The 16,479-nt window shown below is 64.5% G+C and carries 11 protein-coding genes; 4 read left to right on the top strand and 7 right to left on the bottom strand.

The genetic code is table 11. From position 1 onward, the window contains the following. The first annotated feature begins 343 nt into the window (after positions 1-343). The 3 genes from katG (at position 344) to XB14_RS21420 (ending at position 7,261) form a co-directional block, all read left to right on the top strand. Positions 344-2,551, top strand: coding sequence for a catalase/peroxidase HPI (gene katG, locus XB14_RS21430; protein WP_077963782.1), 2,208 nt, complete (start codon positions 344-346; stop codon positions 2,549-2,551). 405 nt (positions 2,552-2,956) lie between these two features. Next, positions 2,957-4,069, top strand: a complete 1,113-nt coding sequence (locus XB14_RS21425; RefSeq protein ID WP_077963780.1) for an efflux RND transporter periplasmic adaptor subunit — start codon at positions 2,957-2,959, stop codon at positions 4,067-4,069. Positions 4,070-4,072: 3 nt separating this feature from the next. Then, positions 4,073-7,261, top strand: a complete 3,189-nt coding sequence (locus XB14_RS21420; protein ID WP_077963778.1) for an efflux RND transporter permease subunit — start codon at positions 4,073-4,075, stop codon at positions 7,259-7,261. A gap of 104 nt (positions 7,262-7,365) precedes the next feature. Here the strand turns inward: XB14_RS21420 and XB14_RS21415 are convergent, their stop codons facing one another. From XB14_RS21415 to XB14_RS21385, 7 genes are all read right to left on the bottom strand, one after another. After that, positions 7,366-8,892, bottom strand: coding sequence for an FAD-dependent monooxygenase (locus tag XB14_RS21415; protein WP_077963776.1), 1,527 nt, complete (start codon positions 8,890-8,892; stop codon positions 7,366-7,368). A gap of 114 nt (positions 8,893-9,006) precedes the next feature. After that, the gene (locus XB14_RS21410) at positions 9,007-9,741 is read right to left on the bottom strand and encodes a FadR/GntR family transcriptional regulator (protein ID WP_077963774.1); all 735 of its coding nucleotides are present in this window, start codon (positions 9,739-9,741) and stop codon (positions 9,007-9,009) included. Between the two features lie 15 nt (positions 9,742-9,756). Further along, the gene (gene yjfF, locus XB14_RS21405) at positions 9,757-10,725 is read right to left on the bottom strand and encodes a galactofuranose ABC transporter, permease protein YjfF (protein ID WP_077963771.1); all 969 of its coding nucleotides are present in this window, start codon (positions 10,723-10,725) and stop codon (positions 9,757-9,759) included. Further along, the gene (locus tag XB14_RS21400; RefSeq protein WP_077963769.1) at positions 10,722-11,747 is read right to left on the bottom strand and encodes an ABC transporter permease; all 1,026 of its coding nucleotides are present in this window, start codon (positions 11,745-11,747) and stop codon (positions 10,722-10,724) included. The genes yjfF and XB14_RS21400 overlap by 4 nt, the downstream gene beginning before the upstream one ends. Next, entirely contained in the window at positions 11,744-13,258 is a 1,515-nt protein-coding gene (gene ytfR, locus XB14_RS21395) for a galactofuranose ABC transporter, ATP-binding protein YtfR (protein WP_077963767.1), read from the bottom strand. Before ytfR ends, XB14_RS21400 begins: the two co-directional genes overlap by 4 nt. A gap of 134 nt (positions 13,259-13,392) precedes the next feature. Beyond that, entirely contained in the window at positions 13,393-14,355 is a 963-nt protein-coding gene (gene ytfQ, locus XB14_RS21390) for a galactofuranose ABC transporter, galactofuranose-binding protein YtfQ (RefSeq protein WP_077963765.1), read from the bottom strand. Positions 14,356-14,556: 201 nt separating this feature from the next. Then, the gene (locus XB14_RS21385; RefSeq protein WP_077963763.1) at positions 14,557-15,456 is read right to left on the bottom strand and encodes an EamA family transporter; all 900 of its coding nucleotides are present in this window, start codon (positions 15,454-15,456) and stop codon (positions 14,557-14,559) included. A gap of 91 nt (positions 15,457-15,547) precedes the next feature. Here XB14_RS21385 and XB14_RS21380 point away from each other — a divergent pair, with 91 nt between their 5' ends. After that, the gene (locus XB14_RS21380) at positions 15,548-16,435 is read left to right on the top strand and encodes a LysR family transcriptional regulator (protein ID WP_077963761.1); all 888 of its coding nucleotides are present in this window, start codon (positions 15,548-15,550) and stop codon (positions 16,433-16,435) included. Positions 16,436-16,479 lie beyond the last annotated feature (44 nt).

Here is a 16,479-nt window from a genome sequence, read left to right as displayed (position 1 = left end):
GTACAGTGCAACAATATTCTTGTGTGGGCTGCAATCGGCAAGCGCTCGTGCGTCATCAAGGATGCATGGAGGCTGCAAGCATGGGCCTATGGGACCGCGTCCATTAGCCATAGGATTGCCTTATCGCCACAATCAGGAAATCCAACTTAAATTAATGGAACCAGTTTGCTAGAGTCCGCGGCACAATGAGGAGACGCAGCCAGTGGCGACACCGCTTCGCGGAACGACAACCACCGACGGCACCAGACATGCCGGGTCACGGGCTCGGCTGGCCGCCGGTCGGCGCCTTACGCCTTTCCTCTGATCCGCCCCAAATTCACGCCATCCTGAAGGGAGATAAAAAATGGACGCGAAAGCCGAAAAAACGGGCAAATGTCCCGTCATGCACGGAGCCCAGACGAGCGCTCAATCGCCCGGCACCTCGAACCGCGACTGGTGGCCGAACCAGCTCAACCTGAAGATCCTGCACCAGAACTCCTCGTTGTCCGATCCGATGGGCGAGACGTTCACCTACGCCGAAGAATTTGGGAAGCTCGACCTGCAGGCGCTGAAGAACGACCTCAAGGCGCTGATGACCGATTCGCAGGATTGGTGGCCCGCCGACTTCGGCCATTATGGCCCGCTCTTCATCCGCATGGCCTGGCACAGCGCCGGCACCTACCGCACCGGTGACGGCCGTGGCGGCGCGGGTGCCGGACAGCAGCGCTTCGCGCCGCTCAACAGCTGGCCGGACAACGTCAATCTCGACAAGGCGCGTCGGCTTCTCTGGCCGATCAAGCAGAAATACGGCAACAGCATATCCTGGGCCGACCTGATGATCCTGACCGGCAACGTTGCGCTCGAATCGATGGGCTTCAAGACCTTCGGTTTCGCCGGTGGCCGTCCTGATGTCTGGGAGCCGGAGGAAGACATCTACTGGGGCACGGAAAAGACCTGGCTCGACGACAAGCGCTATTCCGGCGACCGGGATCTCGAGAACCCGCTGGCAGCGGTGCAGATGGGTCTGATCTACGTCAACCCGGAAGGTCCGAACGGCAACCCCGATCCGCTCGCAGCCGCCCGCGACATCCGTGAAACCTTCGCGCGAATGGCCATGAACGACGAGGAAACCGTGGCGCTGATCGCCGGCGGCCATACGTTCGGCAAGACCCACGGCGCCGGCGATGCCGCCAATGTCGGCCGCGAGCCGGAAGGCGCCGGTATCGAGGAACAGGGTCTCGGCTGGGCCAGCACCCACGGCAGCGGCCGTGGCGGCGACACCATCAGCAGCGGCCTTGAAGTGACCTGGACGACGACGCCGACCAAGTGGAGCAATAACTTCTTCTGGAACCTCTTCGGCTACGAATGGGAACTGACGAAGAGCCCGGCCGGCGCGCACCAGTGGACCCCGAAGCACGGCATGGGCGCCGGCACCGTCCCGGATGCGCATGACAAGTCGAAGCGCCACGCGCCGTCGATGCTGACGACCGATCTGGCGCTGCGGGTCGACCCGGCCTACGAGAAAATCGCACGGCACTTCTACGAGAACCCGGACGCATTTGCCGACGCCTTTGCCCGTGCCTGGTACAAGCTCACCCACCGCGACATGGGCCCGCGCGCCCGCTATCTCGGCCCGGAAGTGCCGGCCGAAGAATTGATCTGGCAGGATCCGATCCCGGCCGTCGATCATCCGCTCGTCGATGCGAAGGATATCGCCGACCTCAAGGGCAGGATCCTAGCCTCGGGCCTTTCGGTTTCCGAACTGGTTTCGACCGCCTGGGCGTCGGCCTCGACCTTCCGCGGCTCGGACAAGCGGGGCGGCGCCAATGGCGCCCGTATCCGCCTTTCCCCGCAGAAGGACTGGCAGGTCAACCAGCCGGCACAGCTGGCGAAGGTTCTCGAAACCCTGGAAGGCATCCAGCGTGGCTTCAACGATGCGCAGTCCGGCGGCAAGAAAGTGTCGCTTGCCGACCTGATCGTGCTTGGCGGCGCCGCTGCCGTCGAAAAGGCGGCCAAGGCGGCCGGCCACGACATTGACGTTGCCTTCGCACCGGGTCGCATGGATGCCACGCAGGAGCAGACCGATGTCGAGGCCTTCGCGGTTCTCGAGCCGATCGCCGACGGCTTCCGCAACTACCAGCGGGCCCAGTACTCCGTTTCGCCGGAAGAGCTGCTGATCGACCGGGCGCAACTGCTGACGCTGACCGCGCCTGAAATGACGGTGCTCGTCGGGGGCCTGCGCGTTCTCGGCGCAAACCATGGCCAGACCGCCCACGGCGTCTTCACCGATCGCCCGGAAACGCTGAGCAACGACTTCTTCGTCAACCTGCTCGACATGGGCACGGCCTGGACGGCGACGTCGGACGCGAAGGATGTCTTCGAGGGGCGCGACCGCAAGACCGGCGACGTCAAGCGGACAGCCACCCGTGTCGATCTCGTCTTCGGTTCGAACTCGCAGCTTCGGGCGATCGCCGAAGTCTACGGCCAGGCAGATGCCAAGGCGAAGTTCGTGCGGGACTTCGTCGCTGCCTGGAACAAGGTGATGAACGCCGACCGTTTCGATCTCGTCTGACGGCTCGGTCCGGCAACCATACCGACCTCGGGTCCCGGCATCGCGCCGGGGCCCGTCTGTCCGACGGTTTCGCGAAACTGTCACCGGAGGTTGCAGACCCGCCCCGTCAATTGTGACGATGTGGCACACGTAAAACGTTCGCCTCCACGCAGCTCCCTCAACCGAAACCCGACAAAATCAGGCCGAAGCGTCCCCCTGCCCTGAGCCGAAGCGGCCCGGCAAATCATTGCTTTTGTGACAAGTTCTCTCTGAACGCGCCCCTCGCGGGTATTTGCGTCATCTTTGCAAGCCCTCGCTTAAATCAACCTTTGATTGCGTGACTTGGCGCGGAGAACATGTTCTGATTTCAATGCACTGCCAAGGACTGATCTTATCTCCAGCTGTTTCGTTCAGGGGGAACGTTGCATGCGTCGTTCGCGAATTCCGGCCTTTTCACTATCATCAGCGTTGCTTGTCGCGATCGGGTTTTCCGCGCAAACGGCATTTGCGCAGCAGGCGCCGGCCGTGGTCGTGGCCCCGGCCACCATCATGGACCTGCGCGAGAGCGTGGATCTGACGGGCAAGGTCACGGCAATCCAGAAGGTCGACATTCGCGCCCGCGTTTCGGGTTTCCTCGAAGCGGTCAACTTCACCGAAGGGCAGAAGGTCACGGCTGGGACGGAACTTTACCGGGTCGAGGACGGCGCCTACCGCGCCGCCGTGCAGGAGATCGAAGGGCAGATCGAGGCGGCCGAAGCCGCCAAGGAATTCGCGATCCTCGAGCGCGACCGCGCCGAGCAGCTCCTCACCAGCAAGACGATCAGCCAAGCCAAGGTCGACGAAGCGCACGCGCAGGTCAGGAAAGCCGAAGGGGACCTGATCCGGCTGAAGGGCAGCAAGGACAACGCCGACCTCAACCTCTCCTATACGAAGATCACAGCGCCTTTCGACGGTATCGTCGGTCTGACGGCGGCCGATGTCGGCGCCCTCGTCGGCCCGGACAGCGGCCCGCTCGTGACGCTGACCCGGCTCGACCCGATCTATGTCCAGTTTCCGGTGGCGACCGCACTTTACCTCACCTATCGCGAACGGGTGCTGAAGGGCGAGATCAGCGGCGGCGCCAATGTCGGGCTCGGCCTTCCGAATGGCACGGAGTACAAGCAAAAAGGCACGATCAACTTCATCGCCAGCAACGTCTCGCAAGGGACGGACACGGTGACCGTGCGCGCCGAGTTCCCCAATCCGGACAGCATCCTGCTCGACGGCGCGCTGGTGCGGGTGATGCTCGAACAATCCGACAAGCAGGACGTGCTCGCCGTGCCGCAGCAAGCGGTTCAGCGTGACCAGCAGGGTGCCTTCGTCCTGGTGGTCGACGCCAGCTCCAAGGTGGAGCTTCGCCGTATCGACGTGGCGCGCAACGCCCGCGGCCAGGCGGTCATCAGCAAGGGTCTCAAGGAAGGCGAAAACGTCATCACCGAGGGCGCCGGCAAGGTTCGCCCGGGCATCACCGTCGATGCCGCCACGGCAGCAGGTGGCTAAGCGATGATTTCAGAGATCTTTATCGATCGCCCGCGCTTCGCCACGGTCATTTCCATCGTGCTGACGCTGGCGGGTCTGCTTGCGCTCACCCGTCTGCCGATTGCGCAATTCCCCGACATCGTACCGCCGCAGGTGAGCGTCACCGCCAGTTATCCCGGCGCCGGCGCCGACGTGGTCGAAACCACCGTCGCCCAGCCGATCGAAAGCAAAGTCGTCGGCGTCGACGACATGCTCTACATGAAATCGACGAGCGGCGCCGACGGCTCCTATACGCTGACCGTCACCTTCGCCGTCGGCACCGATCCTGATATCGCCACCGTCAACGTGCAGAACCGCGTGTCGCTCGCCGAGGCCGGCCTGCCCTCCGAGGTCAAGCAGAGCGGCGTCAGCGTGCGCAAGAAGTCCTCGGCGCTGATGCAGGTGGTCACCATCTATGCGGCCGACGAGAAACAGGACTTCGATAGCCTGTTCCTGTCCAACTACGCGACGATCAACGTGCTCGATACGGTCAAGCGCGTGCCCGGCGTCGGCGATGCCCAGCTCTTCGGCGCCCAGGACTACTCGATGCGCGTCGTGCTCGACATCGACCGGATGACCAGCCTCGACCTGACGCCGACCGATGTGATCAACGCGCTGAAGGCCCAGAACGTCCAGGCCGCCATCGGCCGCATCGGCGCCCAGCCGATGACCGACGACCCGCTGTTCCAATTGAACCTGCAGACGCAAGGGCGCCTGACCGATCCCAAGCAATTCGAGGACGTGGTTTTGCGCGCAAGGCCCGACGGGTCCTATGTGCGCATCCGCGACGTCGCGCGCGTAGACCTCGGCGCCGCAAGCTCGGATTCGAACGCCCGGATCAACGGCAAGCCCGTCGCCATGATCGGCACCTACCAGGCGCCAGGCGCCAACGCGCTTGCCGCCGCCAAGGGCGTGCAGGATGCGATGGAGCGGTTGTCGAAGTCCTTCCCGCCGGGCCTCACCTATTCGGTCGCCTACGACACGGCGCAGTTCGTCGAAGCCAGCGTCGACAACGTCGAGGAGACGCTCTTTGAAGCCTTCATCCTCGTCATCATCATCGTCTTCCTGTTCCTCGGAAACTGGCGGGCGACGCTGATCCCGCTCGTTGCCGTTCCTGTCGCACTCATCGGCACCTTCGCCGTGCTGCTCGCCATGGGCTTCTCGCTCAACACCGTGTCGCTGCTCGCCATGGTGCTGGCGATCGGCATCGTCGTAGACGACGCGATCGTGGTGGTCGAAAACGTCGAGCGGGTAATGGAGGAAAATCCAGGCCTATCGGCTGCGGAAGCGGCAAGGCGGGCGATGGGCGAAATCACCGGCGCCATTGTCGCCATCACCCTCGTGCTGCTCTCCGTCTTCGTGCCCGTCGCCTTTATCCCGGGTCTGAGCGGCCAGCTCTTCCAGCAGTTTGCCGTCGCCGTCTCGGTGTCGATGGTGATCTCGGCGATCAACGCGCTAACCTTGAGCCCGGCGCTCTGCGCGGTGCTCTTGAAACCCCATCATGGGCCGAAGCGCGGCATCCTCGGTTACATCTCGCGCACCATCGACAAGGGGCGCGACGGCTATGCCTTTGTCGCCGGACACATCGCCCGGCGCGCCATCATCGGGCTCGCACTGCTGGCCGTCGCCTTCGTCGCCACGGGCTTCCTCTTCAAGGTCGTGCCGACCGGCTTCCTGCCGGCGGAAGACCAGGGCGCTTTCTTCACGGAAATCCGTCTGCCGGAAGGCGCCTCCTACAACCGTACCGACGAAGTCGTGAAACAGGTCGAGACGATGCTCGGCGGCATCGAGGGCGTTGCCAACGTCATCACCGTCACCGGCTACTCCTTCCTCGACGGTTTGTCGAAGTCCAACTCGGCCTTCGCGATCGTCACGATGAAACCCTTTGCGGAGCGCCTGAGCGATGCGGCCGGCGTCGAGGCGGCGATCCGCACGACCATGGTCAAGGGCCAGGCGATCCGCGGCGCGCAGATCTTCGCCTTCAACCTGCCGCCGATCATGGGCCTCGGCACCGGCTCGGGCTTCGAGTACCAGTTGCTCGACCTGCAGGGCCGTTCCGTCGCCGATCTGTCGGCAACGGCGGGCGGGCTGATCATCGCCGCCAACCAGAACCCGGCGCTCGGGCCGACCTTCACCACCTATTCGGCAAGCTCGCCGCAGCTCTATCTCGATATCGACCGCGACCGCCTGCAGGCCCTCGGCGTCTCGGTCAGCGATCTCTTCACCACGCTGCAGGGCACGCTCGGCAGCTACTATGTCAACGACTTCAACCTGTTCGGCCGCACCTGGAAGGTGACGATGCAGGCGGCGCAAGCCGACCGCAACGCCGTCGACGACATCCAGCGCCTGCACGTGCGCAATACGAGCGGCGACATGGTGCCCGTCGCCTCGGTCGCCAAGGTCGACTATATCGTCGGCCCACAGTCGATCGTGCGCTACAACAATTATCGCTCGATTACGCTGAACGGCCAGCCTTCCGCCGGCCACTCCTCGGGCGAGGCGCTTGCGGCCATGGAAGCATTGTCGGCCTCGACCCTGCCGCCCGGCTACAGCTACGAATGGACCGGAACGGCGCTGCAGGAACTGGAGGCGGCCGGCAAGACCACCGCCATCCTGGCGATGGCCGTGCTGTTCGCCTACCTCTTCCTCGTCGCGCTCTACGAAAGCTGGACGATCCCCGTGCCGGTGCTCCTGTCGGTTGCCTTCGGCGTCTCGGGTGCGCTCTTGTCCGTGCTCGTCGCGGGCCTGTCCTTCGACATCTACGCCCAGATCGGCCTCGTCGTGCTGATCGCGCTCGCCTCGAAGAACGCGATCCTGATCGTCGAGTTCGCCAAGGCGCACCGCGAGGCTGGAGCGAGCATCGTCGATGCGGCGATCGAGGGCGCGCGCGCCCGCTTCCGCGCCGTGATGATGACGAGCTTCGCCTTCATCGTTGGCCTGGTGCCGCTGGTGGTCGCCAAGGGCGCCGGCGAGCTCAGCCGTCGCGCGGTCGGCACCGGTGTCGCTGGCGGCATGCTTGCCGCAGCGCTCGTCGGCATCTTCGTCATCCCGGCGCTCTACGTCGCCTTCCAGTGGCTGCGGGAACGCGGCCACAAGCTCGTGGGCATTTCCCGGCATCCGGCCGTTGAAGGCGAAGCAGCGGAAGGCAAGGTCGAGACGCCGGCCGGCCACTGACGGCCGGTCGAGTTCATGCCCACAAAGGGATCGTGTCTCTCGTCTCGGCTTGACGCCCCTTGCGACCAAACATCGGCGGCACACCGCGGCCGTCTCGGGAAATCTCAAGCCGGTGCCGACAGGCGGATCCCCTGTTCGGCGAAGTAGGTTTCGAGGGCTTCCGGCATCGCGCGATCCGCAACCACCGCCACATAGGTGTCCGGACGCAACAGATAGGCGGCATCCCGCGCCAGGCCGGCGGCGGCCTGTTGCTCGCCCCATGGGAAGACGTGAAGCGGCATGTGCTTGGCCGCGCACCAAGCTCTTATGTCGTTATGCGCCTCGCCATAGATATGCACCTGCCAGGCGATGGCCGCCAGCGAAGCGTAATTGTCGAGGCCATTGATGCCTAGCCAGGGCAGCCGATCGCCGCCCTGCACCCGGCCGCGCGCACTCCGGCTCAAGGGGCCGCCGCGATAGTTGAGCTGCGTCTGCGACAGGATGCGAAACAGGAACTCCCTGACACCGCCGACGCGGTAGGCGACACCAGCCAAGGCTGGGGCGACGTGGACGCGCAGGAAATCCGCGACGCTGCCTTCGGCCGTCACGAAGGTGAACAGCCGGTCGGTCGTTTCGACAAGCTGGCGGGCAAATGCGATCCGTTCGCCTTCATAGCTGGCGAGCAGGCGGTCCGGCGCCTGTCCCTTCAGCACCGCTGCAAGCTTCCAGGCCAGATTGATGGCGTCGCCGATGCCGGTGTTCATGCCCTGGCCGCCGACAGGACTATGCACATGCGCAGCGTCGCCGAGCAGAAACACGCGCCCGCGCCCGAAGCGATCGGCGACACGATGATGCACACGGTAGGTGGAGAACCAGTTGACCTTGTCGACGGTGAGGCGAAGGCTTTCGATGGCGCGATGGCTCACATCGGCGAAGGTGAGTGCGTCTGCATCCTCCCGCGTCTCCCGCACCAGACCGATGAGGCGGCCCCGCCCCTCGGCATAGGCGAGCAAGGCGACGAAATCACCGGTTTCGAGCGAAATATGGACTTGCCCGTTGGCCGTCGAGCCGCTCGCTTCGACGTCGGCGACGTAAAAGGTCTGGTCGTAGGTTCCTCCGGCGAAATCGATCTCCAGCCCGTGCCGGACCGGCGAGCGCGCCCCGTCGCATCCGGCAAGATACTGCGCCGCGCAGACCTCCGAGCCGCCACCCGGCAACCGCAGGCGGGCGCTCACCCCGGCGGCGTCATGTTCGAAGTCGACCAACTCGGTCTGTCGTTCGACCTTCACGCCCAAGGCCTCCAGTCGCGCCTCAAGCAGCCGCTCGTGATGGTCCTGCGGATAGACCAGCACGAACGGATAGGGCGTCAGTTTCCCGCCCGTCGGGCTGAAGGATATGCGCGCCCTGACCCTGCCCTTCGCCCAGAGATTGACCGAAGGGTTGCGGTGCCCCGCCTCGACCGCCGCATCGGCCAGATCAAGCTGTCGGTAAAGTTCGAGCGTTCGCGCATGCACGACCATCGCCCGCGACGTCGGGCCGGGGCCAGTGTTCTTGTCGATGATCCGGACCTTCACGCCCTGGGCCGCCAGCCAGAGGGCAAGCACAAGGCCGGTCGGTCCCGCGCCGACGATCAGAACATCCTGTTCCGTCACCTTGCCCTCTCCGCTCGCTCTGGCTCCGACCTCGCCGCATCGCCCTGTGGCTTCGCCGCCCACCGCAGCCTACGCCCACATGGCCGGTGAAGCCAAGCGGCACCGCGCGCACGTCTAAGCTCGGCCAAGTGCCTTCAAGCTTGCGATCAGCTGCTGCTGCCCGACGCGGATCACGTGCTCCATGGCGTCTCGCGCGCCTTCCTCGTTGCGAAGCCGGATCTGCTCGACGATGCGGATATGCGCGACGGCGACCCGGTCGATCTCGGCGCCATCGGTTGCAGCATTGCTCAGCCGGAAAACGCCGATCAGCGCCGCCTCGATCAGGCTGCCGACGGTCTGCATGAAAGGATTGAGCGACGCCTCGAGCAGCCGGAGGTGGAACTCGAGGTCGGCGCGCGCCAGCGTCTGCGCGCTATGGCCGGCATCGCCCATGGCGACAGCCAGCCGCATCATCTGGGAGATATCGGCGTCCGTCGCCCGCCGCGCCGCCAGCCCGGCCGCGTAAGGCTCAAGCGCCAGGCGAACCTCGCTGACATGGCGGAGAAACGCCTCGTCGACACCGGCCCGGAAATGCCAGGAAAGCACGTCGCCGTCGAACAGGTTCCAGTTCGCCCGCGGCATGACGCGGGTGCCTATGCGGGCGCGGGCAATGACGAGCCCCTTGGCGGCGAGTGTCTTCATCGCCTCGCGCAGCACCGTACGGGAGACGTTGAAGCGCGCAGCAAGCTCGACGTCGCCAGGCAGGATGTCCCCGACCGCGAATTCCCCTCCGACGACCGCCTGGCCGAGTTCCTCGACGACGAGCCGGTGGCTCGTGCGTTTGCGCGGCTGATGGAGGGACGGCCACATCGCGCGACCCCTGCCTCACGCCCGCTGCTGGCGGTGACGCGAGACGAGGATGATGCCTTTCTGCAGAAGGATGAAAGCAAAGAGCAAAAGGCCGATCAGGATCTTCGTCCACCAGCTCGACAGCGATCCGTCGAAGGTGATGTAGGTCTGGATCAGGCCCTGGATGAGGATGCCGACCAACGTGCCGGCGACGAAACCCGAGCCTCCGGTCAGGAGCGTCCCGCCGATGACCACGGCGGTGATTGCATCCAGCTCGACGCCGACGGCGGCAAGCGAATAGCCGGCCGAGGTGTAGAGCGAAAAGACAATGCCGGACAATCCCGCAAGCAGGCCCGAGAGCGCGTAGATGCGGATCGTCGTTGCCGCGACCGGAACGCCCATCAGCCGCGACGTCGCCGTGCCGCCGCCGAGCGCGTAGACATTGGTGCCGAAACGGGTTCGGTGCGCGATCAGGATACCTGCCGCGAAGACGAGCAGCATCAGCCCGCCGATCAGCGTGATGCGCCCGCCACCCGGCAGCTTGAAGTAAAGCCCCTTCAAGGTCGCGTAGAAGGGATGCTTGATCGGAATGCTGTCGATCGACAGCACGAAGGCCATGCCGCGGGCGAGGAACATGCCGGCAAGCGTGACGATGAAGGCCGGCATCTCCAGATAGTGGATGACCGCCCCCATCGCGGCGCCGAAGAGCGTCGCGATCGCAAGAACCAACGCAAAGGCGATGAGCGGATGAAGGCTCGTGTGTTCCAGCACCACGGCAAGAAACACGCCGGTGAAGGCGATGACCGAGCCGATCGACAGATCGATGCCGCCCGAGAGGATGACGAAGGTCATGCCGACGGCGGCAATGCCGAGAAAGGCGTTGTCGGTCAAGAGATTGCCGATCACCCGTGTCGACAGCATGTTCGGGTACTGTGCCACGCAAATCACGTATCCAAGCAGGAAGATCACCAGCGTCGCCGTGAGCGGAAGATATTTCGGCTTCATTTTGCGGCTCGCTCGCTCGGTTTGCTCGCACCGCGCGCCGGCACGAGGAAGGCAAAGGCGGTGCGGAACCGCGGCGACTGAAGCACCAGGATGAAGACGATGATCGCGGCCTTGATGATCAGGTTGAACTCCGGCGGAAAACCCGAGAGCAGGATGCCAGTGTTGATCGCCTGGATGATGATCGCGCCGAGCACCGATGCGGCGATGCTGAAGCGGCCGCCGAGCAGCGACGTGCCGCCGACGACGACGGCAAGAATGGCATCAAGCTCCAGCCAGAGCCCGGCATTGTTGGCATCGGCGCCGCGGATATCGGCGGCGGCGATAATGCCGGCGATGGCAGCGCAGAGACCGGAAAGCACATAGGCGACGATCAAGAGCACAGGCGTCAGCACGCCGGAGAGCGTGCTCGCCTGGCGATTGATGCCGACCGCCTCGATCAGCATGCCGAGCGCGGTGCGCCGGACGAGCATCGCGACCAGTGTGCCGAAGACCAGCCAGATCACGACCGGCATCGGCAGGCCGGCAAAGGAACCGCTGCCAATGAAGATGAGCCCGGGATCATTGAAGGTCAGGATCGCGCCTTCGGTGACGAGTTGGGCGATGCCGCGCCCGGCGACCATCAGGACCAGCGTCGCGATGATCGGCTGGATGTCGAGCACCGCCACCAGCACCCCGTTCCAGAGACCGCAAAGTATACCGACGCCAAGCGTGATCAGCAGCGTTGCAGCGAGCGAGTGTCCCGACGTGATCGCCGCGGCGGCCGTTGCGCCGCAGATCGCCATGACCGCGCCGACCGAGAGATCGATGCCCTTGGTGGCGATGACGACCGTCATGCCGATCGCCAGAAGCACCACGGGCGCGCCGCGGTTGAGGATATCGACGAGGCTGCCATAGAGGCGGCCGTTCTGGATCTGCAGGTTGAGGAAGCCGGGAAAAACCAGCGACACCGCCACAACGATTATGCCGAGCGCGATCAGTTGCGGCAGCAACCGGTTGAAATAGAGCCTGAGGAACGACGTCACGACGTCCTCCTTTCATTGGTTGCGGCGATCGCTTCGACGATCTGATCGGCCGTGATCCGGGTGCCGTCGAGTTCGGCGACATGGGCCCGGTCCCGAAGCACGATGACCCGGGTGCTGTAGGCAACCAGTTCCTCGATTTCCGAGGAGACGACGATCAAGGACAGGCCCTTCTCGCGTAGCGCCTCGATCAGCTTGACGATTTCCGCATGGGCGCCGACATCGATGCCGCGCGTCGGCTCATCCAGGATCAGAAATTCGGGCTCGGTCGCGAGCCAGCGCGCGAGGATCGCCTTTTGCTGGTTGCCGCCGGACAGAAGCTTGATCGGCTTCTCCCGATCGGCCGTGCGGATATCGAGCGCGCGGATATAGTGGTCCGCCAGCCGGTTCTGCTCCGCCCGCGAGATCGGCCGGGTCCAGCCACGGCGGGCCTGCAGCGCCAGCACGATGTTCTCGCGCACCGAGAGATCGCCGACAATGCCTGAAGTCTTGCGATCCTCCGGGCAGAAGCCGAAGCGATGGCGGATGGCGGCGCGTGGTGACGCAAGATCGACCGCGCGGCCATCGATCTCGGCTTCGCCGCTGTCGGCGCGATGGGCGCCGAAGAGAAGCTCCGCCGTTTCCGTTCGCCCGGAGCCAAGCAGGCCGGCCATGCCGACCACTTCACCGGCGCGGACATCGAGGTCGAAGGGGCGGACGCGGCCCTTGCGGCCATAGTTGCGAAAGCGGTAGCGCAACGGCCCTTGCTGGGCCTCAGCGCGCGGCGCGTGGATTTCCGCCGCCAGCTCACGCCCGATCATCATCGCGATCAGCTCGCGGCGATCGAGACTGGCGGTTTCACGCGTTCCGACGAGTTGCCCGTTCCTGAGAACCGTTATCCGATCGGAGATCTCATAGACCTGTTCGAGGAAGTGGGTGACGAAGACGATGCCGAGCCCGCGTGCCTTGAGGCGCCGGATAATGCGGAACAGCATCGCCACCTCATGCGCATCGAGGCTCGCCGTCGGCTCGTCGAGGATCAGCACCTTGCCGGAGAGATCGACGGCGCGGGCAATGGCGACCACCTGCTGGATCGCCACCGAATAGCTGGCGAGATCGCGGGTGACGTCGATGTCGAGTTCATAATCGGCAAGCAGATCCCGTGCCCGCCGATTCATGGCACGGGCGTCGACCATGCCGAAGCGGCGCGGCTGGCGCCCGAGGAAGAGGTTCTCGGCAACCGTCAGGTTCGGCAGCAGGTTGACCTCCTGGTAGACCGTGCCGATGCCGAGCGCCTGGGCCTCGAACGTGTCGCGCGGGTCGACCTCGGTATCATCGAGCAGGATGGCGCCGCCGTCGCGGCGATAGGCGCCGGTCAGACATTTGATCAGGGTCGACTTGCCGGCGCCGTTTTCGCCAAGCAGCGCATGAACCTCTCCGCGCCTGAGGTGAAAATCGACCTTGTCGAGGGCTCTGGTCCCCGGAAAGGTCTTTTCGATCCGGATCGCCTGGAGAATGTCGTCATTGGTCTGCATCGATACCGTCTCCGCGATGCTGGTATCTGCCGGACATGAAGCACAGCGTCTCGCCGCGGCAAGCGGCACGCTTCAGCCGAAAACGTGGAAAAGAGCGTGGCCCGCGCGAGAAGCAGCGCGGGCCACGGCCGACATCAGTAGCCGAGGCCCTTCTTTTCCTCGTAGACCTTCAGCGGCTCGTCGGCCTGAGTGTAGAGTTTCGATTCCGTCTGGATCCATTTCGGCGGCGCCGTGCCATCCTTCTGGTAAGCGGCAAGTGCGTCGAAGGCGGGACCGGCCATGTTCGGCGTCAGCTCGACCGTGGCATTGGCCTCGCCGGCGGCCATCGCCTGGAAGATATCCGGAACAGCATCGATGGAGACGACAAGGATGTCCTTGCCGGGCTTCAGGCCGGCTTCCTTGATCGCCTGGATCGCGCCAACGGCCATGTCGTCGTTATGGGCATAGAGCGCGCAGATGTTCTTGCCGCCGTCCTCGGCCTTGAGGAAGCTTTCCATGACTTCCTTGCCCTTGGTGCGGGTGAAGTCACCGGTCTGGCTGCGGATGATCTTCAGGTTGTCGTGCCCGGAAAGCGCCTGTTCAAAGCCCTTCTTGCGGTCGATCGCCGGAGAGGAACCGGTCGTGCCCTGAAGCTCGACCACGTTGCAGGGCTTGCCCGCGGTCGTGTCGACCAGCCATTTGCCGGCAACATTGCCCTCGTGCACGAGATCGGAAGTCACCGCCGTCAGGTAAAGGTCCTTCGACGAATCGACCGTGCGGTCGAGCAGGATGACCGGAATTTCCGCGTCCTTGGCTTCCTGCAGTACCTCGTCCCAGCCGGTTGCGACGACGGGGGCCACGAGAATGGCGTTCACGCCTTGCGCGATGAAGGACCGGATCGCCTTGATCTGGTTTTCCTGCTTCTGCTGCGCATCAGCGAATTTGAGGTCGATGCCGCGCTGTTCGGCCTGCTGCTTGGTCAGCGTCGTCTCGGCGGCGCGCCAGCCGGACTCCGAGCCGATCTGCGAAAAGCCGACGACCAGCTCGGCGGCCGATGCGCTGCCGAACGTACAGGCAGCAAGGATCGTTGCACTCGCAAGTGCCTTGGCGATTGTCATGATTTCCTCCCAAAGAAAGCTGCCTCCACGCAGCCAAGGAGAAAAAATCATATAATATTACTTTTGTAAACGGGCACTTTTTGCCTGAGGTGCACAAAGGGCGCCGAAAATGGACCGAGGTCGTAGCCGCTCGCACCCAAGTCCCTCACCCCGCCGACAACGCGGCCGGAGCCTTCAGAAGAGTGAGAGCGGGGCGCGGCGCTAGGCTCTGGCCAGCAAAGTCCCGGCGGCGCTGGCGATCATCACGAGCACGACGCCGAAGATCTGATTGAGAGAGAGAACCTGCCCGAGGACGACGAAGCCGGCACCGGCGCCGATCGCCGGTTCGAGGCTCATCAGGATGCCGAAGGCCGACGGCTGCATGCGCCTGAGCGCCATGAACTCGAGCGCGTAGGGCAAAAGCGGCACCAGAATGGCGAGCCCGGCCGTCATCAGCAGCATGTCGAAGGAGAAGCCGGATTGCACCTGGTGCAGGCCGAACGGCGTTGCGAATAGCGCGGCAAACAGCAGCGAAACGGCAAGCCCTTCCAATCCCCTGAAGCGCTGGCCCGCCTGCTTCATCAGCACGATATAACCACCCCAGCCGATCGCCGCGCCAAAGGCGAAGAGGAGCCCGCGCGTATCCGCCACCCAGGCCGAACCGTCCCAGGAAAGGCAAAGCACGCCGGCGGCGGCGATGACGGGGCAAAGCAGGCGCCAGCCGCGGCCACCGAAAATGGCGGCGACGGTCAGAGGGCCGAGAAACTCGATTGCCACCGCAAGGCCGAGCGGGATGCGCGCGATCGCTGCGAAAAAGCAGAGCGTCATCACCGCCATCGTCGCGCCGAGGCAAAGCGCGGAAAGCCACTGCGCCCGGCTGTAGCTGAGGAAAGGCGGCCGGACGATAAGCAGCAGGAATGCCGCCGCCCAGGAGAGCCGCAGCCAAGTTGCTCCAAAGGCTCCCACAGTTTCCATGGCCGGCTTCGAGAGCGCGGCACCGAACTGCACGCTCGACATCGAGAGCAGGCAGAAGACGATGGCGACCGTGACGCGGCCGTTGGCGTCGCCTGTTGCTCCCGGCCTGCTCCACGCGCTATCGGCTGTCGTCTCCGTCTCCGCCATATCCGTTCTCCTCCTGGGCTTGAACAGACATAGCAATCCCGGCACAATAAAGAACGCTAATAATTGTGATGCCTCCATAAGAGATCATTATATGCATGACCTCGATATCGCCCTTCTGCGCGCCTTCGTCGTGACCACCGATTGTGGCAGCGTCAGCGCCGCGGCCCAACGGCTCGCAAGAACCCAGGCCGCCGTCAGCATGCAGTTGCGCCGCCTTGAGGACGATCTCGGCGCTCGGCTTCTGAACCGCAGCACCAGAGGCATGGAACTGACGGACGCCGGGCATGTGCTCCTGCCCTACGCCCGGAAAATGCTGGGGTTGAGCGCCGGCGCCAGGCAGGCGCTTGCTGGGCACGCCGTCCAGGGGCCGATCCGCTTCGGCATGATCGAGGACATTGCCGTCGGCTCGCTGCCGAGAGCGTTGCAGCGCTTCGCCGAATACCATCCGAACGTGGCGCTCGAATTGACCGTTACCGAAAGCACCGTGTTGTCGGAGAAGCTTTCGCAAGGCGGGCTCGACGTCGCGATCGGCGACCCGGCCCTGATTCGTGGCGAGCCGATCCTCACCTGGCGGCTGCCGCTCCGCTGGGTCGCGGCGCGCGGTTTCGAGCTGCCGGCGGAAGGGCCCTTGCCGCTCGTCACCTTTGACGGGATCTGCACCTGGCGCCAGAAGATGATCGAGGCGCTGAAGGACGGCGGTCGCCCGTGGCGCACGGTGCTGACGAGCGCCAGCCTCTCCTCCATCCAGTCGATGATCGAGGCGGGTCTCGGCATCGCCGTTCTCCTGGATCTTAACATTCGTCCCAACACGATGCGGGTGCTCGGGGCCGAAGAGGGCTTGCCACCGGCCCCGGTGATCGAACTCGGGCTTTTCGCGGCCGACGATCAGGGCCTGTCGTCCCGCCCGATCTCGGCACTCTGGGCATTCCTTTCCGAAGAGCTTCAGGCGCAAGCATTGGCAACCGGTCGCGCCGCGTGATTGCGGCTGTGGTTGTGTCACGATCGATGAACGAAATATGACGC

The organism is Ensifer adhaerens, assembly GCF_002007205.1.
GTDB classification, from domain to species: Bacteria; Pseudomonadota; Alphaproteobacteria; order Rhizobiales; family Rhizobiaceae; genus Ensifer; species Ensifer adhaerens_D.
The sequence above is the reverse complement of the archived record's forward strand: the minus strand, read 5'-3'. Positions and strand labels throughout refer to the sequence as shown.